At 65.1% G+C, this 25,107-nt stretch carries 21 protein-coding genes; 12 read left to right on the top strand and 9 right to left on the bottom strand.

The window, feature by feature from the left end:
* The first annotated feature begins 86 nt into the window (after positions 1 to 86).
* The 7 genes from CVN68_RS02980 (at position 87) to CVN68_RS02955 (ending at position 7,723) form a co-directional block, all read left to right on the top strand.
* The gene (locus tag CVN68_RS02980; RefSeq protein WP_158298689.1) at positions 87 to 1,052 is read left to right on the top strand and encodes an aKG-HExxH-type peptide beta-hydroxylase; all 966 of its coding nucleotides are present in this window, start codon (positions 87 to 89) and stop codon (positions 1,050 to 1,052) included.
* Entirely contained in the window at positions 1,042 to 2,199 is a 1,158-nt protein-coding gene (locus tag CVN68_RS22970; protein WP_158298688.1) for a hypothetical protein, read from the top strand. Before CVN68_RS02980 ends, CVN68_RS22970 begins: the two co-directional genes overlap by 11 nt.
* On the top strand, positions 2,199 to 3,383 hold the full coding sequence (locus tag CVN68_RS02975; RefSeq protein WP_158298687.1) for a radical SAM protein: 1,185 nt from the start codon (positions 2,199 to 2,201) through the stop codon (positions 3,381 to 3,383). Before CVN68_RS22970 ends, CVN68_RS02975 begins: the two co-directional genes overlap by 1 nt.
* A gap of 68 nt (positions 3,384 to 3,451) precedes the next feature.
* Positions 3,452 to 4,531, top strand: a complete 1,080-nt coding sequence (locus tag CVN68_RS02970; RefSeq protein WP_158298686.1) for an aKG-HExxH-type peptide beta-hydroxylase — start codon at positions 3,452 to 3,454, stop codon at positions 4,529 to 4,531.
* 59 nt (positions 4,532 to 4,590) lie between these two features.
* Positions 4,591 to 5,808, top strand: a complete 1,218-nt coding sequence (locus tag CVN68_RS02965; protein WP_199560198.1) for a YcaO-like family protein — start codon at positions 4,591 to 4,593, stop codon at positions 5,806 to 5,808.
* Positions 5,805 to 6,920 (top strand): TfuA-like protein, encoded by a 1,116-nt coding sequence (locus tag CVN68_RS02960; protein ID WP_100280883.1) that lies wholly within the window; start codon positions 5,805 to 5,807, stop codon positions 6,918 to 6,920. The genes CVN68_RS02965 and CVN68_RS02960 overlap by 4 nt, the downstream gene beginning before the upstream one ends.
* A 530-nt stretch (positions 6,921 to 7,450) precedes the next feature.
* Positions 7,451 to 7,723, top strand: coding sequence for an I78 family peptidase inhibitor (locus CVN68_RS02955; protein WP_158298685.1), 273 nt, complete (start codon positions 7,451 to 7,453; stop codon positions 7,721 to 7,723).
* A 382-nt stretch (positions 7,724 to 8,105) separates the two neighbouring features.
* Here the strand turns inward: CVN68_RS02955 and CVN68_RS02950 are convergent, their stop codons facing one another.
* From CVN68_RS02950 to CVN68_RS02935, 4 genes are all read right to left on the bottom strand, one after another.
* Entirely contained in the window at positions 8,106 to 9,143 is a 1,038-nt protein-coding gene (locus CVN68_RS02950) for an alpha/beta hydrolase (protein WP_100280881.1), read from the bottom strand.
* A gap of 30 nt (positions 9,144 to 9,173) precedes the next feature.
* On the bottom strand, positions 9,174 to 10,670 hold the full coding sequence (treF, locus tag CVN68_RS02945; RefSeq protein WP_100280880.1) for an alpha,alpha-trehalase TreF: 1,497 nt from the start codon (positions 10,668 to 10,670) through the stop codon (positions 9,174 to 9,176).
* The gene (locus tag CVN68_RS02940) at positions 10,667 to 11,896 is read right to left on the bottom strand and encodes an MFS transporter (protein WP_158298684.1); all 1,230 of its coding nucleotides are present in this window, start codon (positions 11,894 to 11,896) and stop codon (positions 10,667 to 10,669) included. Before CVN68_RS02940 ends, treF begins: the two co-directional genes overlap by 4 nt.
* Positions 11,897 to 12,017: 121 nt before the next feature.
* A complete protein-coding gene (locus CVN68_RS02935; RefSeq protein WP_100280878.1) occupies positions 12,018 to 13,046 on the bottom strand; it encodes a LacI family DNA-binding transcriptional regulator in 1,029 nt (342 codons plus the stop codon).
* Positions 13,047 to 13,184: 138 nt separating this feature from the next.
* Here CVN68_RS02935 and CVN68_RS02930 point away from each other — a divergent pair, with 138 nt between their 5' ends.
* Complete coding sequence (locus tag CVN68_RS02930; protein ID WP_100280877.1) at positions 13,185 to 15,626, top strand: TonB-dependent receptor; 2,442 nt, start codon at positions 13,185 to 13,187, stop codon at positions 15,624 to 15,626.
* A gap of 88 nt (positions 15,627 to 15,714) precedes the next feature.
* A complete protein-coding gene (locus CVN68_RS02925; protein WP_100280876.1) occupies positions 15,715 to 17,136 on the top strand; it encodes a sulfatase family protein in 1,422 nt (473 codons plus the stop codon).
* A gap of 380 nt (positions 17,137 to 17,516) precedes the next feature.
* Here the strand turns inward: CVN68_RS02925 and CVN68_RS02920 are convergent, their stop codons facing one another.
* Genes CVN68_RS02920 through CVN68_RS02910 form a run of 3 tightly spaced genes read right to left on the bottom strand, consistent with a single transcriptional unit; the run spans position 17,517 to position 19,348 of the window.
* Positions 17,517 to 18,026, bottom strand: coding sequence for a nuclear transport factor 2 family protein (locus tag CVN68_RS02920; RefSeq protein ID WP_100280875.1), 510 nt, complete (start codon positions 18,024 to 18,026; stop codon positions 17,517 to 17,519).
* A gap of 56 nt (positions 18,027 to 18,082) precedes the next feature.
* Positions 18,083 to 18,886, bottom strand: a complete 804-nt coding sequence (locus CVN68_RS02915; protein ID WP_100280874.1) for an SDR family oxidoreductase — start codon at positions 18,884 to 18,886, stop codon at positions 18,083 to 18,085.
* Between the two features lie 45 nt (positions 18,887 to 18,931).
* Positions 18,932 to 19,348: a GlcG/HbpS family heme-binding protein gene (locus CVN68_RS02910; RefSeq protein ID WP_100280873.1), complete on the bottom strand. Its 417-nt coding sequence runs from the start codon at positions 19,346 to 19,348 to the stop codon at positions 18,932 to 18,934.
* A 110-nt stretch (positions 19,349 to 19,458) separates the two neighbouring features.
* Here CVN68_RS02910 and CVN68_RS02905 point away from each other — a divergent pair, with 110 nt between their 5' ends.
* Complete coding sequence (locus tag CVN68_RS02905; protein WP_100280872.1) at positions 19,459 to 20,346, top strand: LysR family transcriptional regulator; 888 nt, start codon at positions 19,459 to 19,461, stop codon at positions 20,344 to 20,346.
* Between the two features lie 409 nt (positions 20,347 to 20,755).
* Here CVN68_RS02905 and CVN68_RS23820 read toward each other — a convergent pair whose 3' ends face one another.
* Both CVN68_RS23820 and CVN68_RS23815 read right to left on the bottom strand, forming a co-directional pair.
* Positions 20,756 to 20,998, bottom strand: coding sequence for a DNA -binding domain-containing protein (locus CVN68_RS23820; protein WP_233503687.1), 243 nt, complete (start codon positions 20,996 to 20,998; stop codon positions 20,756 to 20,758).
* Entirely contained in the window at positions 20,937 to 21,251 is a 315-nt protein-coding gene (locus tag CVN68_RS23815) for a hypothetical protein (protein ID WP_233503744.1), read from the bottom strand. The genes CVN68_RS23820 and CVN68_RS23815 overlap by 62 nt, the downstream gene beginning before the upstream one ends.
* A gap of 1,058 nt (positions 21,252 to 22,309) precedes the next feature.
* Here CVN68_RS23815 and CVN68_RS02890 point away from each other — a divergent pair.
* Together CVN68_RS02890 and CVN68_RS02885 are read left to right on the top strand one after the other, a co-directional pair.
* Entirely contained in the window at positions 22,310 to 24,472 is a 2,163-nt protein-coding gene (locus tag CVN68_RS02890; protein ID WP_100280869.1) for a TonB-dependent receptor, read from the top strand.
* A 125-nt stretch (positions 24,473 to 24,597) separates the two neighbouring features.
* Positions 24,598 to 25,002: a MerC domain-containing protein gene (locus CVN68_RS02885; protein ID WP_100280868.1), complete on the top strand. Its 405-nt coding sequence runs from the start codon at positions 24,598 to 24,600 to the stop codon at positions 25,000 to 25,002.
* Positions 25,003 to 25,107: the final 105 nt, after the last annotated feature.

Here is a 25,107-nt window from a genome sequence, read left to right as displayed (position 1 = left end):
ACAATCCCTGGTCTTGGCGGATCTCGCCTCGACATTGGTACGCGCTGAGCGCTTCGCGCCTTGAAAACTGGGCTCCGGAGCGCTCATTGGGCCTGTCTCCGTCGGTCCGTGACCGGCTGGTCGCGGCGGCGGTGGCGGAGGCGCCCTGGCTCTATCACCCCGTGGCATGCGCGGTGATGTCGCGCCCCACGATCGGCCGCGACCTGAGGCTTGCCGTGTGGGCGGCGGCAAATATGGAAGACGATCTCGGCGAGGTGACGCTGGAGACTCCCGAATGGATCTGGGGTCCGGAAGGAGGCGCTTCGCTCGACCCTGGCCGCTACGCACTTTGCGGTCTGGCGGAGCAGATATGCTCGCCGCCCGACGAGTTCGAACGCCTGGTGGAGCTCGATCCCTGGTGCGACAGCGTCGGCCTGCCGCTGGACGAAGGGGTGGTGAACACGCCCGAATGGGGCTGGCCCCACCGCCAGCCGCTGACCGCGGAGGATGAGCAACGGCTCCGCCGGGGACTGGTGACATTCCTTGAGGCCGGCGCACGCCTCCACCGGCATCTCCCTACCTGCGCGGATTGGGTGCGCCACTCGACCAAGGTCGTGGTGCCACTCTACAGCTGCGGCGGCCAGCGCTTCCGGTCCGGCTCCTGCGCCTCCCTCCCCGGCCTCGTGTTCAGCGATCTGGAGGGACCGCACGAACAGATACTCGAGACGCTCGTGCACGAATCAGCGCATCACTGGCTGATCATCGCCGAGGCCGAGGGCCCGCTCGTCGATCCGTCCCACTATGCGAGCTATGCATCTCCGCTACGGCAGGATCCCCGGCCGCTGCGGGGCATCTTCCTGGCGTTTCACGCGCTCGCCTTCATGACCGCCTTCTATCATGACTGGTTCCGCGCGCTCGGTGCGGGCGAGAAACAGCGGCAACTCCAGATGCAAACCCGCGCGCTTCGCGACGATGCCTGCGCCACTCTCAACCGTGCGCGCTCGGCACTGACGGACTTGGGCCGCGAACTGCTCGATACAACGACAGCGCGCGTGGTGGCCTATGCCGATTGAGACGACATCACCGATCGAATCCGAAACCGCAGCGGAAACATGGCTGCCCGAGGTGCTCGGCTTTTCTTCCGGAACAGCGCTGGAGTCGCTGCGCAGCCGCTTCGTACTGTTGGTGTCGGAACGCTGGGGGGCCTGGATCGGCGCGTTCACTCTGGCAGATCCCGAGGCGGGCGAACGGCTTCAGTCCCGGGTTTCGGACCTGCCGGTCGAAGCGCTCTGCCGGATCCTTCTCGCCCCGGAATCGATCCGGCGACTGCTGTGGCGCAGCGGGGAGAAAGCGGACCGGGAGGAGAGCGCCCGTTTCTTCGTGCGCGCGGTGGAGGTCGAGCGCGCCTTCTCCGGACTCGATCACCAACTCGACGAGGTCGTCTGGAGCGCGATGGGCGACCGTCACTGCCTGTCTCCCGCCCCATATACGGCGGGGTGCGGAGACCTGCCGCGGCTGGTGATCGGGGATCCGGCGACAAGGCTGCCCTCCGCGCCGACCTCCGGTGACCCGCCGGAACCATGGCCGACGCTTCCGGCGCTGGTGGAGCAACTGCAGGAAGCACAGGAACATTTACGTGCTACCGACCCACGGTTGGCGGATTTCGCGCGAGACTGGAACACGACGCTGGTGCTGCGTCGCGTCGCGTCGCGGCAGGGGTTCCAGTCTAGTTCTCCCGAGCGCTATGTCGGCCGCTCAATCCTCTGGAATCCGGACGATCCGGCGGTCGGCACCGACGCCCTTGCCGAAGCCATGATCCACGAAGGCCTGCACACCGTGTTCGATATGGCCGATGCCCTGCTGTCGCGGGTGACGCCTCCCCGGGCCCGCTGGGTGACGGAACCAATGCTCTACGACGGCGTGTCCCGCACGATCTCTCCCTGGACCGGCAGGCCGCTCGACGTCCCGACCTATGTCCACGCTTTCCTGGTCTGGTTCGGGCTGCTCACCTTATGGGCGAAAGTGGCGAGCCGGGGAACGTTCGAGCCCCCGATCGCCCGGGGGCGCCTGCTGCGCGCCGGCGCGCCGTTCGCGACGCGCACCGCCTTCACGCCGCTCGAGCCCTTTGCCGGACGAATCCGCTCCGACGTGAAGGACCTGATGCGCCAGCTCGAGGAACAGGCCAGCCAGGCGTTCAGGCACCTCGCGGGCGAACGGTGATGCGAAACGCGCATTCTCCGCTCAGCGTCACGTTCAAGATCGCTTCGCGTTGCAATCTCAATTGCAGCTATTGCTATGTCTACAACAAGCTCGACGATTCCTGGCGCCGTCAGCCGGCGATGATTTCCGACGAGGTGATCGACGCCAGCGTCGCCGCGCTACGCCGACATTGCGCGAAATCAGGCCAGCGTCTGCTGCGGATCGTCTTTCACGGCGGAGAGCCGCTACTGGTCGGCCATGAACGCTTCGATTGCTGGTGCCGAAAGCTGCGAAGCCTCGACGACAGCGTCGAGGTCCGGCTCGCACTCCAGACGAACGGCGTGCTCATCGACGACAAATGGGCCGAACTGTTCGCCGCCCACAAGATCGTAGTGGGCATCAGCATCGACGGCACGCCCGATGTGCACGATGCGCAGCGCGTCGATCACAAGGGAAGAGGATCGTATAGCGGGGTGCTGCGCGGCGTGGAGGCGCTGCGCAGGAACGCCGTCGGGTTCTCGCTGCTGAGCGTCATCTCGCTGGGAAGCGATCCGGTCGCCACCCACCGGCATCTGCTCTCGCTCGGCCCGGCGCAGATCGAATATCTTTTCCCCGATCAGACGCACGACACGATCGGCGCCCTCCGCGCCCGTCATGGCCCGACGCCGGGCGCTGATTTCCTGATCCCGATCTTCGAGCAATGGTGGGGGAGCGGCGACATGAAGGTCCGGGTGGGTCCCTTCATGGCGATCGTCAGGGCCATTCTCGGAGGGGTCTGCGAAGTCGATTTCATCGGCAACAATCCACTGGGCTATCTCTTCGTGGAGCCCGATGGGGCAATAGAAGGCCTGGACGTGCTGCGGACCTGCGGCCCGGGTCTGGCACGAACCGGCATGAACGTGCGTAACCACGACTTCTCCGACATGGAGGACCATTGCAAATTCCATTACCAAGTGATCTTCGAAGGGCTGTCGCTGCCCCGGGGATGCCGGACCTGCCGCGAGCGCAGTACCTGCGCAGGCGGCTATCTCCCCCATCGCTTCGCGTCCGACGGCGGCTTCGATCACCCCTCGGCATGGTGCGCGGACATACTCCGGCTGTTCGATCATCTGCGCAGCCGCCTCGGGGTGCCGCCCGCCGAGACCCTGTTGCGGCGCGAGGCGCTCGACAGCCTTTCGGTGGACACAGAAGGCGTTCCGGCATGACTGCGCCCCGCCTCGATCTTCCGGTCGGCGCCATGCCCGACGCGAACCGGATCTATCAGGCGGCGGAAGTGCTCGACTGGAACGGTGCCAGCGGGGCGCAGATCCATCGTGACTATGTGCTGTTTCTGGCAGATCAGCTGGGCGTGGCGCTGGCCCAGGTCCCCAAGCCTGTGGCAGACAGACTCCGCGGCGCGCTCGACACGCTGCCGGACCAGAACTGGTTGAGGCTCGTCACCGCACCGCGGATCACCTACCGGCTTCTCTGGCCCTCGCGCCATTCGGCGGCCGATATCGCCGACGCGCTCGGCGCGGCGCTCGCCGTCGAAAAGGCGCGCGCCAACGCCGGTGCTGCAACCGATAAAGCCTTCTCGCCACCGCCGCAGACGCTCTGGTCCGCCGTCGGCGACGGCTGGCTCGGGCCCGACGGCGGCTTCGTGGCCGGTCCGGCGCTGCCCGGTCTGCCGCCGCTCGATTTTTTCAGTCCGCACGCACTCGCCATCGACATCGACGGTGAGATCGACGAAGTTGACGTGCCGCGATCTCCCTATCCGTCCGCCGAGACCCGGCAGATTCTCTCGCTGCTTTCGGACGTCCGGGAAAGGCTGGTCACCACCAATCCCCGCATCGCCGGCTTCGTCGAGGCATTCACCAAGTCGCTCGTCCTGCAGCAGGATCCGCAGGCGCCCGACCTCTTCTCGACCGGCTCGTCCGCACAATATGTCGGCCGCTCGGTCATGGGAAACCCGCATTTGTCCAAGGTCGACTCCGCCTTGCTGGCCGAGGGGCTGGTGCACGAGGCGATTCACTCGCTGCTGTACATGAGCGAACGACTTGAGCCGTGGGTCAATAACGAGGAAGTCTATGGTCCGGAACTTCGGACCCGATCCGAATGGACAGGAAATCCCCTGCCGCTCCGCTCATACCTGCAGGCCTGCTTCGTCTGGTATGGCCTCGCCATGTTCTGGGCGCAGGCCTTTGCGCGCGGCACCTTCGAGGCCGAGCGCGCCAGGGCACGCCTCGAGCAAGCGCTGCGCGGTTTTCTCAAGGGCCATGTTCTCGACCAGGTGCGCCCTTTTGCGGAGCACATCAATTCCGAGGTGCTCGACACCATCGACACGTTGCAAGGCCGGGTTCGAGACGCATTGTGAGTCTGCTCGAGCCGGAACCGCAGCTCGAACTCGGCACGGCGCCTTTGGGTGGCGGGGACGTGGCCGGCTGGACCGGTCTGCTCGCGACAAAGGTGGAGAAGCATTTCGCCTCGGGGACGCAGCGCATGCGTGCGCCCGAGGAAACCCTGGCGGCGGTACGTCCGCATTTCGGCGCGATGGGCATCACCCGGATCGCCAACATCACCGGGCTCGACCGGATCGGCCTGCCTGTGGTGCTGGTGTGCCGGCCGAACTCGCGATCACTGTCCACCTCGGTGGGCAAGGGGCTTGATCTCGTCAATGCGACGGTCTCCGGGGTGATGGAATCGATCGAGCTGCATCATGGCGAACGCGTGATGCAACCGCTTCTGCTGGCCAGCGCGGCCGATCTTTCGGCTTTGGGGAAACGGATCGTCGACGTGTCGCGGCTGCCGCGGGTGCGCAACGGCCGCTATCACCCCAGCCTCCCCCTTCTCTGGATCGAAGGCTTCGACCTGATCGGCCGGAAGCCCGCTTGGCTTCCGTTCGAGACGGTGCATGCGAGCGCCCTCAGCGAAGCGCCGACGGGCAGCGGATGCTTCGCGGCAACCTCCAACGGCCTCGCCTCCGGCAATCACCTGCTCGAGGCGATGGTCCACGCCACGCTCGAGGTGATCGAACGCGATTCCGCCTCGCTGTGGAGCGCAGGCGGCCAGGCCCATCGGGAGGACACCGCCGTCGATCTGGATACCGTCGCTGATCCATCGTGTCGCTACGCCATCGATCGCTGCCGCGCCGCCGGGGTCCTGCCCACCGTCTATGACATCGGCTCGGATATCGGCGTGCCGGCATATCTTTGCGAAATTCGCGAGGTTGGCCCGTGGCAGACAACGCCGGTGTTCTCGGGCCTGGGCTGTCATTTCGAGCCGCGCCTCGCCCTGCTGCGCGCAGTGACCGAGGCCGTACAGTCCCGGCTGGTGCTGATCGCAGGCTCGCGCGACGATCTCAGCCGGCGAGATTATGTCGCGGCAGGGCACGCGCCGTCGAACCGGGCCATCAGGCTGTTTCCCGGTGAGACTGTCGATGTCGCGCGCCGCACCTTCAACGAGGATCTGGCGGATCTCGCCGCACGCCTCCAGCGCATCGGGATAGATGAAGCGATCGCCGTCGACCTGACCAGCACACGCTATCGGATCCCGGTGGTGCGCATGGTGATCCCCGGGCTCGAGGGGCCGGACGACGATCCCGAATATGCGCCGGGCAGCCGGGCGCTCGCCCTTCGGGAACGGGTTTCATGATCGTCGTCTTCTTGGGGCCGAGCCTTCCGGCGGCAGAAGCCACACGGGAACTCGACGCCCGCTACGCCTCGCCCGCCGTGCAAGGCGACATCTATAGGGCAGTGCGAGAGGGTGCGACGGCCATCGGCCTCGTTGACGGCCATTTCGACAGCGTGCCAAGCGTCTGGCACAAGGAGATCCTGTGGGCGCTGGATGTGGGCGTTCCCGTCTATGGCAGTGCCAGCATGGGGGCGTTGCGGGCCGCCGAATTGTGGACCTTCGGCATGGTCGGCATCGGGTCGGTCTTCGAGGCCTATCGCGACGGCGTCCTCGCCGACGACGACGAAGTGGCCCTGTCTCATTTGCTAGCGGAACAGGGCTATCGCCACGTCACAGAACCTTTGGTAGACATTCGCGCGACGATCACGGGTGCGGTCGAAGCGCAGGCGATAGGTGCGGTGGCGGGCGAGGCGCTCGTCCGCGCCGCCAAGGCGCTGCATTATAGCGATCGCACCTACCCGCAGGTCGCGGCGGCAGCGCGGCCCGCGATCGACGGCGCCGAGTTGGCCGCGTTCGAGCAATGGTGGCCCGCACACCGCGTGAGCGTCAAACGGGACGATGCGGTGTCGATGCTGCGGACGATGAAGCAGGCGCTCGGCGCCGGGGACCCCGGCGAGCGATCCTTTTGGTTCGAACGGACTGCGCTTTGGGACGATCTTGTCCGGGAGGCGCTGAATTGGAACGGCAGGGCCGCGACGCTCCAGGGATCCGCCAGGATGGCAGCCCTCGACAGCGGCCCGGGCGCTGATCCCGTGGCGCGCGACCTCGCCTTGGCCCGCATCCTCGCGCGCGATCAGGCCCAGCGCCACAGCTTCAGGCTGGACGAGGACAGGCTGGCGGAGGCGATTGTGTCGATTCGGGTACGGCTGGGGCTGGGGGACGCCGACGCGCTCGACGCGTGGATGCGGAGCAATGATCTGGATCGCGCGCAATTCCTGCGCTTTGCCGCGGACGAGGCGCGGCTTTTGTGGGTGCGGGCTGTTATGCGGGAGGAGATTGACGCGGTGATGGCGGATCAATTGCGTTCGTTGGGGGCGTACCGTCGGGCGGGCGGCGCGGGGGTTGGGTGCTGATCGGTGGGATCGGGGCACAAAAACCGCCACGGCGGGTGCCGGGGCGGTGTGTGTTGGTTGCGGGGACAGGATTTGACCGTTGCAGAACTCGCTTCCGGCTCATCGCCGATGCCTTAGTCATACCGTGCAAATGACCGGTGCTGGGCCGCTAGCGGTCTGGCAGCTTTCCAGGAAACAAACTAGCAATAGCTGCCGTTCCTACAACGGGTCGCACCTGACCTTCCGCGTCTGAGCAAGCCCTTCAAACAGACGGAACTAACCCAGGCGTTGGCACAGATTATGAGCGATCGCGTAGCATCCCCTTCTGAGACCGACTGCGACCACATGATTCGCCCGCAACATGCGCAAGCCTTCGCGACCGGAGAGCCGTCCGTCCGTGGCCGATAGGTCATTTCGTCCGAGCACGCTGTGAGAGTTCCGCGTGACGCATCTTGCCCGGTTGATGGTGAACGGGATCGGCAAACCTGCTCCGTCTATGTTCAGGTTGGCCGCGATAGTGCCGGTCCAAGAGGATCGCGCAGATGAAAATGATGGTTTCCATGCTCGTTGGTGGCGCCGCAGTCGTCGGGGCATGCACGACGAACGCCCAGGACCGCCCAGCGATGCACGTCTGCCGCCCCAAGGCGACGGCGACGCTGGTCGGGCAGGCCGCGCCCGATGACGCTCAGGTCAGGAAGCGCACCGGCGCGGAGCTGATCCGGCGGATCGCACCCGGCGACGCGGTCACGCACGATTTTCGGGAAAACCGCGTCACGATTGCCGTCGATCCTGCCGGGAAGGTCGTGCAAGCGCTTTGCGGGTGAGTGCGAGTGGCGCTGCCATCCTTTCCAGGTGCGAGCCCAGCGGAAGCCGCCCTTGTCGGACGCACGCCGGCTAACGGTGGCCAAGGTCTCGGTACGGGCCGCTCGATCTGTCGCTCGTTCGCAAGCTGATGTGTCTGCGACCTCGACGCGCCGGGACCCGCGCGGAGACTGGCCCCCGCCGTTCGCTGCCTTCTCGATCGCGGCTGCGACCTTGGCGGGCTGAGAAATGTAGATGGCGTGACTGCCGGGGATCTCGGTCGTCTTCGCCCCCGAGCGGCGGTACATGCGCCTGTGGAGCTCCGGATTGAGCGAGCGGTCCTGCGCAATCTGGTCCAATGCGTGATTTCGCCAATGACCTTGAGCGGTGCGCTACGCCAACGATTTAACGCCGCATTCTCCTTCCCAGATGCCGGTCGAAGAAGCGACCGATCAACGCATAGGCTTCCGTTGACTCAGGCATATCCGGCCAGACGAAGAATGCGTGCGGGAGGCCGTCAAACAGGTAAAGCTCGCTCTCAACGCCGAGCCGCGCTAGCCGCCTATGCGCTAAAGTCAGCGTGCTCGCCGCAAAATCGCGGCCGCCCGCCAACAACAGTGTTGGCGGCATGGCGCCGGTCTGCGTGTCGGAGAGCAGCGGGTAAGCATATGCATCGTTGGCCGGAACGCCGGCGAGGTAGCTAGTGGTGAGCGTCGGTGGGAGCGTCGGTGCAGCGAGCGATGCCCCGCCGGTGATCGGCCCGGCCAGATACGGACTGTCGCCCGAATAGGCCGCACCGGTGCCGCAGAAGGTGCCGATCGCGCCGGGGCGTGGCAGGCGCTGCCTGCGGATCCAGGCGGTTGCCTGCGCGGTGATGACTCCGCCTGCCGAACAGCCGTAGATGCCGATGTTCCCCGCCGGATATTTTTTTTGCAGCGCCCTATACACCGCGGCCACGTCCTCCGACGCGGCCGGATAACGATGTTCGGGCGCCAGGCGGTAGTCGACCGTCACGACCTTGATCCCCATCGTCGCCGCGATCGGGATCGCCTCAACCAGCCCGCCGCTCCCCGCCCCCCACATGAACGCGCCACCATGTACGTTGATCAACACTCGGCTGCGATTGCGTGGCGCGATTCCCGCGGCCGGCTCGACTATGTCCACGGCTACGCCGTCCACGATCTCGTGCCGCTCACTCGTGCGAAAATGACGCCGCATATCGGCCAACCGATCGTCATTGTAGGTCTGATAGAAGGCGCGCTGCCTTGCCACATCGCCGACAATCTCCGGCGGCGCGACCGTGGCCTTCATTCGCTCCAGCACAAGCATCGCGTCCGCACTCAGTTGGTTCGATGCAGGCAGCGTGAAAGAGGGAACCCTCACTTCCTGCGCACGCGCCGGGGCAACGGAGAGCAGGATCAAAGCGAGTGCGATTTGCTTCATTCTTCTCTCCGTACGTGCCTATTGCCGTCGCTAATCGGCGCCGGCGCGCCGGCACAGCAGCTCGAGCGTGACTCCGTTTGTCCAGCCGAACCCGACCTCAGTGCCATATTCGCCGCCGCCGCCCGCACCGCAGCGTTCGACGTCGTATTTTTCCAGCAATTGGCCCGTGGCCGCATAATGGACCTCGACCATCGCCAGCCAGTGACGCGCGATCCGGTCCGCCAGCGCGGGCTCCCCATAGGCCCGCAATCCCTCGATCGCGACCCATTGCAGCGGCGCCCAGCCGTTGGGCGCATCCCATTGCTGGCCCGTGACGGTGTCGGTCGCGAGGAGCCCGCCGGCACGCAGGAGCTTTCCCAAGGCCCGGGCCACTGGAGGTCCTCGCTCTTCCCGAGCGGCGCCGGTGAACAGAGCAAAGCCTTGGGCAGCGGTCAGCTGGTCCCGGGGAGCGCCGGCGTCGAGGTCAAAGTCGGCGAAGAACTGACGTTGCTCGTTCCACAAATGGCGATCGATCGCGTCGCGGCGCGCCACCGCCCGGCCAGCGAAGTCCCGGGCGACCGTGTCATCGCCCAGCGCCGCTGCTTCGCGGGTGATCGCTTCTTCGAGTCCGAACAGCAATGCGTTGAGATCGATTGGTAGCAGGCGGGTGGTGCGAATCGTCTCGAGTGAATGCGCGTCGCCCAGCCAGCGCGAACTGAAATCCCATCCGCTTTCCGCTGCAGCCCGGATGTCGCGCCACAGCGCGCCCGAGTCGCGTTTCGGAACGCACCGGGAGAGCTCGACATCCTCGCGCCAGGACTCATCGCGCGGTGCGGCGCAATCGTCCCAATAACGATTGAGCAGCGCGCCGTCGGCCAGGCGGACCACACGGCGGTGCTCGCCACCGGCACGAAGCGTATCGGCACCCGCCATCCAGAAGGCATGCTCGGCGCGGATCCAGCGGAGCCGCTCGTGCCGCGCACCATCTGAGCGATCCCGACACAGCGCCGCCATCAGATAGAAGACCGGCGGGTGCGAGCGGCTGAGATAGTAGCTGCGCGTACCGTTGGGGATATACCCGAAGCGGTCAATCAAGCTGCCGAAATTGGCAATCATGTCCTCGACCAAATCCTGCCGTCCCGACCGGACCAGCCCCAGCATCGTGAAATAGCTGTCCCAGTAATAAAGCTCACGGAAGCGGCCGCCCGGAACGACGTGCCGCCGGGGCAAATCCAGCAACGAGGAGCCCGGCTGGGATTGCACCGGAGCGCGCGTAAGCGTCGGCCATAACATTGTGATGAAATCAGCCAGCGGCAGCATCTCGGGCGCCGCCGAATCCTCGGTGTGCGGCAACTCGAAATGCGCGCGTACGAAGGCCAACAAGCCATCATCGCCGAGCGGCCCCGCCGCCTTGCGCGCGTCGAGGATCGCCTCCGGCGCACGCAGGGCCACCGCGTCGGCGAAGGTCTTGGAATCGGAGAAGATGCCACCCTCCTGGACTTCGGCGAACAAGGTCCCGAACACCTCCGACGGACGACCCGGGCTCATGCGCCGAGTGCCTCTACTTGACGCTTGCGGATCATCGGCAGGACGAAGGCGATCAGCCCCACCGGGACCAGCGTGAAGTAGAATGCGAGCTCGCCCGGCAATTTCTGGAACAGCAGGCCGGTGATCAGCGATCCGAGGGTGCCCCCCAGCGCGGAGAATATGACGATCAGCCCGATCATCGCTGCGTGTCGATGGCGCGGCAGCGAACTTAGCGCGACCGAGCACAAGGTCGGGTAGATCGGCGCGAGAAATACGCCGAGCAGAGGAAAGAGATATGCCGCGGCCGGTGCATTCAGCCATCCGGTGCCCGGTCTGGCGCTGACACCGCCGGCGAGCGGGAGCGAGACGACGATCAGCGCCGCGATGAGGCTCAGGCATCCAAGCAATACGGGCAACCACGCGATGCGGCGCAGCACCGCGCCGGATGCTAGTCGACCGAGCGCCAGCGCGCCGACGAAAATGCTCGACATCTGCACGCTCATAGCCGCCGGCAAATGCAGCACTTCGTTGTTGAAAGTCGGCAACCAGGTCCCGATGCTCTGTTCGATCAGCACGTAAAGGAATAGCCCCGCAAGCACCGCGACGCTCGCCGGCAACACCGCCAGTCGCGCCATCTCGCCCCAATGGGCGGGCTTCGTGCCGTCGGGCGGCGCGGCACCTCGCTCGTCGAGCGGCGTGGCCAGCCAGGCCAGCGACATCACTGCGAAGGCGGCGCCAAGCAGCCGATAGACGTGCAGCCACTCGCTGTTCCCGGTATCCGCGCCGACAAACCATCCGAACAGCCAGACGCCAGTGAGCAGGCCCACCATGAACGTGCCCTCGACCAGTCCGGTGATGCTGGCGTGATCGCCGGGATCGCGCGCGAGCAGGCCGATCGAGGAATAGGTCGCGACCTTGGCCAATCCGAAGCTAAGGCCAGTCGCGACAAACAGCGCCTGCATCGCAAGGAACCCGCCCGCGAATGATGCGAGGAAGCAGGCTGCCGCCATCACCGCCGTCACGCCGACCAAGGTGCGACGATAACCGATGATCGGGACGCGGGTGGCGAGCAAGAATGAAGCCGCGACGACCGACAGGTCTTTGCAGGCCTCGAGCGTCGATCCCATGGTCTTGGTCGCGGCGAAATGACGAATTGACTGCAGAATCACTACGCCGACGCTGTTCATCAGGATGCCCAACAGGGCATAGGTGAGGGCAAGCGCGATGATGACGCGGGCTCGGTTCATCAATTCTCTCCTCCCCTGCGCGAGCCAGGTGCCCGTCATTGCTCTCTGACGCTACGAATTTATGAAATGCATTTCAAGATGCTTGGGCGGCTGGGAGATTTCGCGCCCGACCTCCGCCGAGTCAGGTCTCGCGAACGACCATCTGAGTCGGCAGCAAAATCGACCGCGCCCGGCCGCCGTCGATGTGCTGCATCAACTTCTCGACCAGCAGCGCGCCCGCGACATCGGTCTTCTGGTCGATCGTCGTAAGCGCCGGACTGAAATTGGCGGCGGGGGGAATGTTGTTGTACCCGACGAGCGAATAGTCATCGGGCGCGATCAGGCCGCGCTCGCGGAACGCCCCGATCGCCGCCATCGCCGCAGTATCGGAGAAAGCGAAAAGGGCGTCGGGCTGCGCTCCACCGGCCAGATAGGCCGAGACGGTCTGGCCCGTCGCGTTGAATGCCATCGAGGCGATCGGCAGATATTCCACCGTCACTTCCTTGTCCTCGGCTGCTTCCTGGCACAGCCCCTCATAGCGCAGCCGCAGTTCGGCATGCCGGATATCGCCCAGGAAAAGCCAGCGCCTGCGTCCGCGCATCCGGAAATATTCGCCGGCCAGGCGACCCCCGAGAAGATTGTCGCTGCCAACGGCGCAATAGCCCGCATCCTTGGATACGGCGCCCCACACGACCATCGGGATGCCGCGCCGGGCAAGCGACCGCAGCATCGCGTCGCGGGTCCCTTGCCCCAGGATGATGAAGCCGTCCGCACCGCGGGCGCGGTGAAAATCCTCGAACGCCCGGGTGTCGTCCAGCCCCGGGGGCGACAGCAGCAGCTCCTGGTTTCGGATCGACAAGGCTTCGGAGACGCCTGCGAGCAGTTCGAAGATGAATGGATCGCCGATCGCGCCGTGGCGGTGCGATGCGAAGTCCAGCATCACTGCGACCGTGCCCGTCCGCGCCTGGCGAAGCTTCTTCGCGTTCCTGTTGACGGCGTAGCCATGGGCCTGGGCGACTTCGAGCACGCGCGTCCGAGTCTCCACGGTGACCAGCGGGCTGTCGTTGAGCACCCGCGACACGGTCGGCATCGAGACGTTGGCCAGCCGCGCAATGTCGCGCATCGTCAGGCGGCCGCTTCTCCCCACCGTCTCTGTCCGTTCGTCACTCATCGGCGCCGACCGTAGGCGGCGCGTGGGGCGGCATCAAGGGCGCCGGCACCCGTTGCAACTTCTCTTGAAAAGCATTTCATACTTTCGTAGACAAATGTCCGGACGGCAAATTTGCCGCTTATACGAAGGGGAGGATCTATGCTCCGCAGTGCCGTTTTTATGCTGGGTGTCGCGCCGCTGGCGCTGATTGCAAACGCCGCTCACGCTCAGACCAGTGATATCGCTGCTCCGTCCCAGGACGAATCGATTCAGGACGATTCTGTCCAGAACGACGAGATCATCGTCGTCGGCACCGCCGGCGGCGGCACTCGCCGCCAAGATGCGGCGTTTGCCGTTACCACGCTGAGTGAGGAAGCGATCGACCGCGCCGCGCCTAACAGCACCGCGGATATCCTTCGCACCGTGCCCGGCGTCATGGCCGAAAGCTCGGGCGGCCAGAACGGCGCCAATATCTTCGTACGCGGCTATCCCTCGGGCGGCGACGCCCAGTTCGTGACGTTTCAGTATGCCGGAGTGCCGGTCTTCCCGCCCTCTACTCTGTCGTTCCTCGAAAACTCGCAGCTGATCCGTCTCGACGAGACGGTCGAGCGCATCGAGGCGGTTCGCGGCGGAACCGGGTCGCTCTTCTCCAACGGACAGCCCGGCCTGACCGTCAACGTCGTGCCGCGCACCGGCGGCAGCCGGCTCGAAGCGTTCGGTAAGGTCAGCTACACCGATTTCGGCGAAATCCGTGGCGACGGCTGGGTTTCCGGCCCGCTGTCCGAAGATACCGGCTTCATGGTCGGTGGCTATTATGCGCAGGGCAATGGCATCCGCGATCCGCAGTTTCGTGCAGAACAGGGCGGACAGATCACTGCCAATATCCATCACGACTTTGGCAATCGCGGCTCGGTTGAGATTTACGCCCGCTATCTGAATGACAAGGGTCAGTGGCTGCTGCCGATCCCGGTCATTTCTACCGGCGGCGAAATTTCCGCCTATCCTGGTTTCGACGCCGGCATCGGCACGCTTGCGGGTCGCGAGACACAGCTTACGACCAACATCGTCGGCCGTACAGTTGACCTGGCCGAAGGCCGCGGTGCCGACGTTATCAACACCGGCATTTCCTTTGACTATGAAGTTGTCGACGGCCTGCGCGTCCGCGAGCGCCTGAGCTATCTCGGCGGGAATGCGAACACGATCGGCCTGGTGCCGGTTGCCGCCCCTGGATCGGCAGCGGCGATGGCGGTGACGCTGGGTGGCGCCGGATCGGCGGTATCGAGCCTCGCCTACGCTAATGGCGGCGGTACGGTTACCGGCGGCGCCAATGCGCAGGTGATGCGCGCCGGCATCTGGGAAGTGCGCAAAAAGATCTCGTCCTTCGTATCGGACTCCGCACTCGAATGGACGTCGGGCAGCAACAAACTGACCGGCGGCTTCTACTTCGCCAACTATACCTCCTTCGATGCGTGGACGCTGGGCAACCAGGTGCTGCTGACGGCGGAGCCGAACGCCCGACTTCTCAACATGACGCTGAATGGGGGCCGCATCGCGACGCTGCGCGGCTTCACCGGCGGACCGGCATTTCAGGTGCGGGCCCATTATGAGGGTACCGACTATGCCTTCTATGCTGTCGATGAGTTCCAGATCACCCCGGAACTGCGCATCGACGGAGGCGCGCGCTGGCAACGCCATGTCGTCGACGCAACGCTCCGCACCCCGCTTGCGGGCGGCAATGTCGACCTAGATGGCAATCCCGCAACGCTGTATGACAATTCGGTGACCGTACTCGGCGGGCCGCGCCAGATCGAATACAGCGATTCGGCATGGTCGTGGACCGCCGGCATCAATTATGACTTCTCCAGCAGCGTTGGCATATTTGCGCGATACAGTCGCGGCAACAGCTTCCCGCAGTTTGACAATCTGCGCGAGGCGTCCGCAGTCAACATCGCCGACAAGACGGGTCTGGCGGCAACTGCCGAGGTCGAGACGTTCGAGGGGGGGCTGAAAGTCTCGACTCCGTTCGTAAGCCTCTATGCGACGGCGTTCCACAACAAGTTCGACGGCCTCGCCACGACGTCGCTGATCAACAACGTTCCGACCAGTTCGAACGGGGGCGCCAAGGCGACCGGCGTCGAGCTGGAGGGCATCGTCCGCCCGTTCGACGGCTTCAGCGTGACTGCGTCGGGTACGTATCTCGATGCGACCTATCGCGATTTCTTTACCGCTAACGGCACGATCGACAACACTGGCAACCGGGTGCAGCGCCAGCCGCGCTGGACCTGGCGCGTGACGCCGGCGTATGAGCTGGATCTCGGCGCAGTGAAGCCCGCGCTGTTCGCGACGCTGCAATATACCGGCGATCGCTTCTCAGACCCCGAGAATTTGCAGGTGCTACCCAATTTCTACCAGCTCGATGCGGGCGTCTCGGTCGAAATCGCCGATCGCTTCACGCTGGCGGTGACCGGCAACAATCTGACCGACGAGATCGGCCTGACCGAGGGCAATCCGCGCATCATCGGCGGGCAAGGGTCGGGTGCGATCCTCGCGCGTCCAATCCTCGGCCGTTCATTCCGCTTCAGCGCGGCAGTGAAGTTCTGATACCTCTTCCCGGACCGCGAGCGCCCTCCCCTTCGGTCCGGGAGCCTTTCTTCCGGCGGTGACGTCCGCCACAGCTGACGGGAATGCCATGCGACGGCGCGCGCTGCTCAAGGGGATCGCCGGCACGGCGGCGGCCATTGCGGCCCCGACGGGTCGGACGGCCGTGACCGGAAAGCGTCAGCGCAATATCCTGCTGCTCATTTCCGACGATCAGGGCCTCGACCTCGGCTGCTACGGTACGCCCGTGTCGACACCCCGGCTCGACCGTCTGGCGCGCGCAGGCACCCTCTTCACCCATGGCTTCGCAGCGGTCTCCTCGTGCAGCCCCAGCCGGGCAGTGATCCATACCGGCCTCTATGGCCACCAGAACGGGATGTACGGGCTGCAGCACGACGTTCATCACCAGTCGCTGCTCGACAGTATCGAGACGTTGCCCTCGCTGCTGCGCCGCGCAGGCTATGCGACCGCGCTGGTCGGCAAGAAGCACATCGGCCCGGACAAGGCGTTTCCGTTCGAAGCCGAGTTGGTTCCCGAACGCTCGGGCATCCGCGACGTGCGCGAGCTGGCAACCGCGGCGGCGAGCTTCATCCGTTCGACCGACGACCGTCCCTTCTTCGTGACGGTCGCCTATAGCGACCCGCACCGCGCCGCGACCGATTACGGCAACGACCGGCCTTGGCCGGGCGTGCCGCCGGTCCCTTATGATCCAAAGCGGGTGCATGTGCCGTCGCATCTGCCGGATATCCCGGCGGTTCGGCAGGATCTGGCGGAATATTACGAATCGCTGAGCCGGCTCGACAGCGGCGTCGGCATGCTCCTCGACTTGCTCGGCGAAAGCGGCCGGGCCGATGATACGATGGTGATCTTTCTCAGCGACAACGGCCGCCCGTTTCCTGGGGCGAAGACCAACCTCTATGGGCCAGGCCTCCACCTACCACTTATCGTTCGCGCGCCAGGCGCCGACGGGGCGGTGAACGATGCGATGGTCAGCTGGATCGATATCGCCCCGACCGTGCTCGAATGGGCCGCCGCCGCGCCGCCGGACTATCCGCTGCCGGGCAAGTCGCTGGTACCGATCCTCGGCAAGCGCGGCGACGCGACTCGCGACGCGATATTCGCCAGCCACGAATTTCATGAGATCAACCAATATTACCCGATGCGGAGCGTCCGCACGCATGACCACAATTACATCCTCAACATCGCCCATCCGCTCGACTATCCGATCGCCGGCGACGTGGCGGGCTCGCCGAGCTGGAAGGCGATCGCTGCCGATCGCTCGGTCCGGCTCGGCAAGCGCAGCCAGTCGGCGTATCTGAAACGCCCCGTCGAAGAGCTGTACGACCTGAAGCGCGATCCCGATGAGTTGGTCAACCTCGCCGCCGATCCGGCGCATGCTGCGGTCCGCGATCGCCTGCGCGCCCGACTGCTCGAGATGCGCAAGGCGACGCGCGATCCCTGGCTGGCAGGACAGGCCGATCCGTATGGCCATATGTCGGGATCCCCTGCCTGAGCTGGATCGACGATCTTCCCAAGCCAAGGAGTTCCCGATGAACAGGATCCGCGCAGTCCCTCGCAGCCTCTAGGATCGATTCGTCCGTCAGGGCTGGCGTGTCTCCCGGCGCACTGAACGGCTGAATGTGGGCCGTGAGCTGACTGTCGGCTTTCGGGCGATCCAGACACGAAAGCTGCCATCCCCCTGTGGCGTAAGCAGCTTCCAACCCAAAGGCGGTCGCAGCCGAGGCAAGTTGCCCAAGCGCGCCGAAGCCGCGATGCGCGGGCGATGAACCAGGTTTCCTGTCAGATGTCCTTTGCTGAACGAACGCAGATCAACCGCGCGGTGACGAGGGATGGCGAAGCTCGGCGGCATCGCAGTCCGGAGCCTTCCGGAGGTCACTCGTCGGGCGCGACACGTGCCCAGAGGTCGTTGAACGCGATTGCGTCAAAGAAGGCGGAGGCGCGGGTTACGCGGCCACCCTGCATCTGGAAAAACCAGGCGTAGGTGTTGACGTAAGGCTTGCCATCGCGTGCGGTGCCGGCCGCGTCGAAGTGGATGACAACGCGATTACCATCGGCCGTGATGCTTTTAATCGTCGGCTTGATGCCGGCCGACATGCGCGCGTTGAACGGGCGGATAACCTCGCGCAGGAAAGCCTCTTTGGTCGGATAGGTTTTCGATGCGACCGAGTTGCCCTCGATGGTCCAGCTCGCCTCATCGGCGAGTAATTCGAAGGGGCTGCCGGTGCCAGCGGTCCAGGCATCGAAGCTGCGCTGGACGATCGTCTTGTTTGCGGCCGGCGTCTGCGCATCAGCGCCGGACGCCACCGCGAGGATGCCAAGGCTGGTAGCGGCGAACGCCAGGCTCGCGCGCACGGCGAACGGTTTTAAGAAGGTACTGGTCATCGTCTTTCTCCTGATCGGGCGAGCGGCGGCAATCCGCGCCACCGCTCGCCAGTGGGTCAAATCTGGGCGGTCCAGGCGGCGGCCTGCGCATCCTTCAGCATGTCCTCGACGAACTGCGGACAGACATTACGGACCTTGCCGGTGTCGGCGGGGACGATCTCGATCATGCGGTCGATCATCTCCTGCGGGTCGAGGTGTCCTTGCGGGCTGGCGAGCAGCGCATCGAAGGTGGCGCGCAGCTCGTCGCGCTTGGTGAAGTTCCTGGCGTCGTCCAGCCAGCGGAAGGCCGTATCCGCCATCGTCTCGTTATAGCCGGTGAGATAGGCGCCGGGGTTGATCGTCTGGACCTTGATCCCGAACGGCGCGACTTCCTGCGCGATCGCCTCGGCCATCGACTCCAACGCGTGCTTGGTGGAGACGTAGGTGCCCCAGCCAGCAGGCGTGAACAGGCCGCCCATGGACGAGGTGAAGACGATCTTGGCGTGGCGGCCCTCCGCCACCCAGCGGCGGATGAAGCCCTGCGTCAGCTCCAGTGGCTTGAAGACGTTGACCTCGTAGTTCCTGCGGAAGAGATCGAGCGGAATCTCGCTCACCGGTCCGCTCTCGCCGTAGCCGGCGTTGTTCCAGAGCACGTCCACGTCCAGCGTCTGGATGAACGCCATGTCGTAAGGGTCGGTGAGATCGAGCTTCTCGACACGGACATTGTCGAGCCCGAGTTGCGCTACCTTGTTGCGTAGCGCCGCCACCTGGGGGCTGATCTGGGCGGTGGCGATGATGGTGTGGCCCGCCTTCGCCATACCGATGGCGGCGGCCTCGGCGAAGCCGGAGCCTGCGCCGGTAATGAGGATGGTCTTCGTCATGATCGTTCTCCTGGTGCTCGCGGTAGTAATTACGAGAGAGGGTTCTCAGCCGTTAAGTGTGGCGACCGCGGCTTCGGCGATGGCCAAGTCCTGCGACGGCGTTCCGCCCGAGACCCCGATGGCGCCGATGAGCACGCCGCCTGCATTGATCAGCGGCAGGCCGCCCGGAAAGGGCATCAGCCCGCCGTTGCTGGCCTGGAGGTTCGGGGCCGGCGCACCAGGCTGGCAGTAGTCCCACACGGCAGCGCTGCTGGTGCCGAACAGCGCGGCCGTACGCGCCTTCCCGATGGCGACATCGATTGAGCCGAGCACCGCGCTGTCCATGCGGACGAAGGCCTTCAGGTGCGCGCCGGCGTCCAGCACGGCGACGATGGCAGGCACGCCGATGGCGGCGGCGTGAGCTTGGCCTGCGGCGAGCAGGCCCTCCGCTTGCTCTGCGGTGATGGTTTCGGAAATGGTCATTGTGTGGCTCCCTTCGATCCGGCCGCGCCGGTGACAGGAGCGGTGTGCGCCTTCTGCACTCTCGCGATTAGCTGGCTAGTTTTCCGAACAATGCTGAGCGAGGATCAGTAATGCGCACCACCGACCTGTCAGAACTTGCCGCCTTCGACGCGGTCGCCCGCCATCGCAGCTTTCGCAAAGCTGCAGAGGAGCGCGGTGTCACAGCCTCCGCGATCAGTCACGCAGTGTCGAACCTGGAGGCGCGTGTCGGCATCCGCCTGCTCAACCGCACGACCCGCAGCGTGTCGCTGACCGACGCAGGCGCCATGCTGCTGGCGCAGCTCTCACCCGCGTTCGGCGACATCGGCTTGGCGCTGGATGCGCTGAACCAGTATCGCGACACGCCATTCGGCAAGGTGCGGATAAACGCGCCAAACTCGATTGCGCCATTTGTACTCGGACCGGTGATCGGCAAGCTGATCGAGCGCAACCCGAAGCTGGAGCTGGAGATCGTCGCCACTGACCGTCTCATCGATATCGTCGAGGAAGGTTTCGACGCGGGTATCCGGCTCGGCGAGAGTCTGCGTGAGGGCATGACCGCCGTGCGCATCAAGCCACGCATGAGCCTGGTGGTGGTGGGCTCGCCGGCCTATTTCGCGCGGCACCCTTTCCCGCGGATGCCCGCGGACCTGAAGAGTCATGTTTGCATCCAGAATATGTACCCGAACACCGCTCGCTATCCATGGTTCTTCAGTCGCGAAGGGCACGAAGTCGAGTTTGAGCCGACCGGTCCACTGGCGCTGCACGATCACGAGTTGATGATCGAAGCTGCGCTTGCGGACGTTGCGCTTGCCTACGTCTGGGAAGATCGCGCACGACCCTACGTGGAGGCAGGGCGGCTAATCCGATGTCTCGATGAATGGATTGTGCCGGAAGATTGGCTCTATCTCTACTATCCCGCTCGGAGGCACATGTCAGCCGGACTGCGGGCCGTGATTGAAGCGCTCCGCGTCAGCTAGGACGATTCCACCGCTAGATCGCTTCGTCCTCTTGACCCAACCCCAATCATCGATCGCGGTATCACAACCGACCGGCTGTGATACCGCGCGCCGGCGGCTTTCGACCGTTCGATTCTGGAAGCTGTCCGGCAGAAAAGTCCCGTCGGTCGTTCCGGTCGTCGCCTTGAGCGGAGGAACGAAGGCGGTTTCGGCCTCGCATCGGGCCCGGCTAAACGTCGAGATTGAGGCGCTTTGCTGACGACGTACCCGGCGGCGCATGCCTCGGTCGCCAGCACGCCCTCCCGGTCCCGCCAGCCGATCGTCACCGCCAGGCCGAGACCCGCGGCGCGGGGCTCGGTGGCCGGCCGCAGGCGGCCATAGAGCGGCGGTCGGACGGCATGGCCGTCCGAGGCGCCAACCCCGGTAAACCTCACTCCCGCCACCGCATCAGCGCCCGATAGCCTCCGCCTGCGAGAAGCCGCGCATCGGCGACCAGCCGCCGCACCCGCGACCGCAGCGAATCCGACCGGCGGTCCCCCTCGCCGTTTGCAGGAAGGTCGCCGAACAATACCCGGGCAATCTCTCGCTGGCTGGCGCCCGCGACCAGCGCGTCATGGACGCGCAACGCCAAAATCCAGCGATCGACCCGGCGGTCCGGCGGATAGAGTGACACCGAGAAGCCCCGCCGCCGACACAGGTCGATCAAACGCCGCAGGGAGGATCTTCGGCTCCGCGGACGCGAGGCCATGCAAACGATATTCGAACGCCACGGGCCCATCTGCAGTGAGATTGCCCTCCTCGATATCGATGCGGATATGATGCCATCCGTGGGACAGCACCGCATGTTCACCCGTCTCGTCGGCAACGATGGTGAGCCACGGCGAAAACACGAGTTCGATTCTCGTAGGGGTCACCAGCAATTTCATGGGTTACGGGCGATTTTTTCGTTACGCACCCCGTATTTATCCAAATTTGTCCAATATATCGCGACTCAGATTATACCGTGAGCAGCGCTATCGGGTATCCTCTCGTTATTTGGCCGCTGAAGCGCGTGCCGGTCACGACGATCTCCTTGCCTTCCGATGGCTTTCACCCTCCGATAAGGCGTCGTTCCGCAGCGTCTCTGGCGCTGGCTGCGCCAGTCCAGTCGCAGGACGAGTGCGCCAGTGAACAGCAGAACCGCCCCGGCGGAACCTCTGCCGCCGCGATCCTTGCGTGCAAGCACCCGCCTTCGATCCATGCTCAAATCAGTTCCCCGGTAGATTGGGCAAGCGCTTCGGCGTCGCGAATAATGATATGTTGCATCATATTTTTCAGTGTCAGGACTCGTGGTCAATCCTCGAAGTCCTGCGCCCCGGCGTTCCTCGAGTGGGGCCGCAGTCGAATTGCGACTTGCGTGATGAGACAGTACAACATATCAAACACGCCGCACTGCACCCAAGCTGAGGCCGGTTCCGGTTGACCTGCATCCCTTCCCTCGATCGAGCCGATGAGGCTCATGCTGCCGCAGGTCGGCCGCAGGGGGATGCGCGCGCGGCCGGGCCTCACCGGGCGAAGCGGCTCGTCGTGCTTTGCACATTGCTGCTCGCGCTTCTTTGGCAGAGCGTCATCACGCAGGCGCATCAGCACCGGCCGGTTGGGCTCAGCACTTCGCAGTCCGAACGCAGTATTGCGAATCGAAGCGGGCGCGACGACCCTGCGCCTGACTCACCTGCTAACTGTCCGATCTGCCTCGAGGCGGCGAGCGTTGGCCCGGCGCTGTTGCCGATGCCTGTCAGCATCGCAGTGCCCACCGCGCCCGCCTTCTTCACTGCAGCGATTCAGCCGCAACAGTTTCAACGCTCAAGCCGGTCGCACGTCTGGCAGAGCCGGGCGCCGCCCTACCAGCTCCAGGCCTGAGGAAAGCCCTGACGGCTGCGCGCATCACCGCGCGCACCGCATGCGGCTCCTCCGAAAAAATGACAAGGTTCCTGGAGTTGAACAAATGCGTCACCTGTTTCTGCTGAGCGCAGCCTCGCTAGCGCTTGCCCTTCCCGCCGCCGCGCGGTCCGCCGATCCCGACAATTCCCCCCCTTCGCCCGCCGATGCCGCGCCCGACGGGCAAGACAAGGGCGTGAGCAAGGGTGACGAGATTGTCGTCACCGGCATCCTGCCGACCAGCGAGCGCGATGTGCTCGCGGGCACCTCGGTCGTCTCGGGCGAGGAACTCACGCGCGATCTGCGACCGAGCATCGGCGAGACGCTGGCGAGGCAACCCGGCGTCTCGGCCACCTCTTTCGGCCCCAGTGCGTCGCGTCCGATCCTGCGTGGCTTCCAGGGCGAGCGCATCCGTGTGTTGACCGACGGGATCGGCTCGATCGATGTGTCGAACACCTCTGTCGATCACGCGGTGGTCATCGATCCGCTACTTGCCGACCGGGTCGAGATCGTTCGCGGCCCATCGGCATTGCTCTACGGCTCTTCGGCGATCGGCGGCGTGGTCAATGTAATTGACAGCCGCATTCCGCGCGCCGTTCCCGAGAACGGCTACCGCGTCAACGCGATCGGCAGCTACGGCTCGGCGGCGAACGAGCGTTCGGTCGGGGCCGCCGGCGATGTCGGGCTCGGCAAGGTCGTGCTCCACGCCGACGGCTCGTATCTCAAGAGCGACGATCTCGATATCGGCGGCTATGTCCTGTCGCCGGGTGCACGGGCCGCGGCGCTGGCGGCAGCAGCCGGGCCTACCACACCCGACGATCCGGATTTCGCAACCTCCGCCGCACTAAAGGACACGCTTCCCAACACCGCGGCGCGAACCTGGACTGCGGGCGTCGGCGCGGCGCTGATCACCGACACGGGCAATCTCGGTATTTCGTACAGCCATTATGACAGCCTGTACGGCGTGCCCATCCGCTACGCGACCGAGTCCGGACAGGAACAGGAAGCGCCGCGGCTCAGCGTCGTCCAGAACCGGGTGGACCTGCGCGGGGAAGTCGAAACCGGGGGCGGCTTCCTTGACAAGATCCGCGTCCGCGCGGGCTATGCCAATTATCGCCATTTCGAGCTCGAGGAAGACGGCGAGATTGGTACCGCCTTCTACAACAAGGGCATCGAGAGCCGCCTCGAACTGGTCCAGGCGAAGCGCGGCGGCTGGAGCGGCGCTTCGGGCGTGCAATATTTCCACCGCGATTTCGACGTGGTCGGCGACGAGGCGTTCCTGCCCAAGAACCGGACCAGCCAGCTGGGAGTGTTCACGCTGCAGCAGCTGGAATTCGGCGCGCTCCGTGCCGAAGGCGGCTTGCGCTATGAATCGACCAGCCTCGCGGCGACACCGCTCGCCGGCGACAGCCGCTTCTTCTCCGGCACACGCCATTTCGATGCGATCTCCGGCTCGGCAGGGCTCTCCTATGAGCTGGCGGACGGCGTGCGGATCGGGTTCAACGCCTCGCGGACCGAACGCGCACCGTCGGGCGAGGAACTCTTCGCACGCGGCGGCCACGCCGGTACCCAATCGTGGGAAGTCGGCAACGAAGACTTCAAGCTCGAGAAATCCTGGGGTCTGGAAGGTACGCTCCACGTCCACCAGGATCGCTTCAGCCTCGATGCATCGGCCTATTACAACTGGTTCTCCAACTACATTTCGGAAAATCAGGTCGATCCGGCGGTCTGCGAAACGGCCGCGGCACCCAGCGGTCGCGAAGTCGATCTGCCCTGCTTCCAATATCAGCAGGCGGACGCGCGTTATTACGGCTTCGAGGCCAACGCCTCGTTCCGGCTTGCCCAGCTCGGCAGCTACGCCATCAACATCGATGCGCTGGGCGATTATGTGCACGCCTCGATCGTCGACGCGGGCCCGGTGCCGCGCATTCCGCCCGCGCGCGTGCTGGGCGGCATCGAGGCGCAATCCGATCGGGTCACCGCGCGCGCCGAGGTCGAGCATGTCTTCGAACAGAATCGCATAGCGCCGTTCGAGACGCCCACGGCCGACTATACGCTCGTGAATGCCTCGATCGGGTTCAGGCCTTTCTCCGGCAACGACAAGATCTCGCTGCTGCTGAGCGCCAACAACATCTTCGATGTGGAGGCTCGGCGGCATTCCAGCTTCCTCAAGGACTTCGCCCCGCTCGGCGGGCGCGACCTCCGGGCGACGGTGCGCGTCGGCTTCTAGGCGAAGCTAAAGGGGCGGCGGTGCCGTCCGCATTCGCGCTTCATGCGCGATGCGGCTGGCGCCGCCGTACTCCGAGGCGGCGCAACGACAGCGCCGCCACTCGGCATTCATGTTTGGAGAAGAGCATGCACCACGAACAGGTTGCGCGTGCTTCCGTCATCACCTGGCTCGATCGAACCGCGATCGGCGCTTCGTTCCTGTGCCTGATCCATTGCGCAGGACTTCCCCTTCTCCTCGCGGCCCTGCCCGCATTGTCGCGGGCAATCGCGATACCCCAGAGCTTCCATCTGTGGATGCTGGCATTCGTAATACCGACATCGGCAATCGCGTTGGTGGCAGCCCTTCGCCGCCATGGCCGAGGCGAAACGCTGTTGCTGGGCGGCACCGGGTTGGCGCTGATGCTGGCCGGCGCCGTGGCATTCGCCGAAACACCAGCCGAAACGGCGATGACCATCTGCGGGAGCCTGCTCCTCGCGAGCGCGCACCTTGTAAACTTGCGCCGGCGCCATTGGCCGCACCTCCATGGCTAGGAGGCGGCGTGCAGCGGGCGAGCTGGAGGAATTTCTCCTCGCGCTTCTCGAGCGCGAGGGAGGTCCACTGACGGGTCTGATGCTCACCGGAATGCTGCGGGAACA

The organism is Sphingomonas psychrotolerans, assembly GCF_002796605.1.
GTDB classification, from domain to species: Bacteria; Pseudomonadota; Alphaproteobacteria; order Sphingomonadales; family Sphingomonadaceae; genus Sphingomonas; species Sphingomonas psychrotolerans.
This window is presented reverse-complemented; position numbering and strand designations above follow the sequence as displayed.

Bases quoted from the DNA above. Each gene is read 5' to 3' on its own strand.
- CVN68_RS22970 (WP_158298688.1), top strand. From the start codon at position 1,042: ATGCCGATTGAGACGACATCACCGATCGAATCCGAAACCGCAGCGGAA.
- CVN68_RS02975 (WP_158298687.1), top strand. From the start codon at position 2,199: ATGCGAAACGCGCATTCTCCGCTCAGCGTCACGTTCAAGATCGCTTCG.
- CVN68_RS02885 (WP_100280868.1), top strand. From the start codon at position 24,598: ATGCACCACGAACAGGTTGCGCGTGCTTCCGTCATCACCTGGCTCGAT.
- CVN68_RS02890 (WP_100280869.1), top strand. From the start codon at position 22,310: ATGCGTCACCTGTTTCTGCTGAGCGCAGCCTCGCTAGCGCTTGCCCTT.
- CVN68_RS02940 (WP_158298684.1), bottom strand. From the start codon at position 11,896: ATGAACCGAGCCCGCGTCATCATCGCGCTTGCCCTCACCTATGCCCTG.
- CVN68_RS02955 (WP_158298685.1), top strand. From the start codon at position 7,451: ATGGTTTCCATGCTCGTTGGTGGCGCCGCAGTCGTCGGGGCATGCACG.
- CVN68_RS02905 (WP_100280872.1), top strand. From the start codon at position 19,459: ATGCGCACCACCGACCTGTCAGAACTTGCCGCCTTCGACGCGGTCGCC.
- CVN68_RS23815 (WP_233503744.1), bottom strand. From the start codon at position 21,251: ATGAAATTGCTGGTGACCCCTACGAGAATCGAACTCGTGTTTTCGCCG.
- CVN68_RS02935 (WP_100280878.1), bottom strand. From the start codon at position 13,046: ATGAGTGACGAACGGACAGAGACGGTGGGGAGAAGCGGCCGCCTGACG.
- CVN68_RS02950 (WP_100280881.1), bottom strand. From the start codon at position 9,143: ATGAAGCAAATCGCACTCGCTTTGATCCTGCTCTCCGTTGCCCCGGCG.
- CVN68_RS02925 (WP_100280876.1), top strand. From the start codon at position 15,715: ATGCGACGGCGCGCGCTGCTCAAGGGGATCGCCGGCACGGCGGCGGCC.
- CVN68_RS02910 (WP_100280873.1), bottom strand. From the start codon at position 19,348: ATGACCATTTCCGAAACCATCACCGCAGAGCAAGCGGAGGGCCTGCTC.
- treF (WP_100280880.1), bottom strand. From the start codon at position 10,670: ATGAGCCCGGGTCGTCCGTCGGAGGTGTTCGGGACCTTGTTCGCCGAA.
- CVN68_RS02960 (WP_100280883.1), top strand. From the start codon at position 5,805: ATGATCGTCGTCTTCTTGGGGCCGAGCCTTCCGGCGGCAGAAGCCACA.
- CVN68_RS02920 (WP_100280875.1), bottom strand. From the start codon at position 18,026: ATGACCAGTACCTTCTTAAAACCGTTCGCCGTGCGCGCGAGCCTGGCG.
- CVN68_RS02930 (WP_100280877.1), top strand. From the start codon at position 13,185: ATGCTCCGCAGTGCCGTTTTTATGCTGGGTGTCGCGCCGCTGGCGCTG.
- CVN68_RS02915 (WP_100280874.1), bottom strand. From the start codon at position 18,886: ATGACGAAGACCATCCTCATTACCGGCGCAGGCTCCGGCTTCGCCGAG.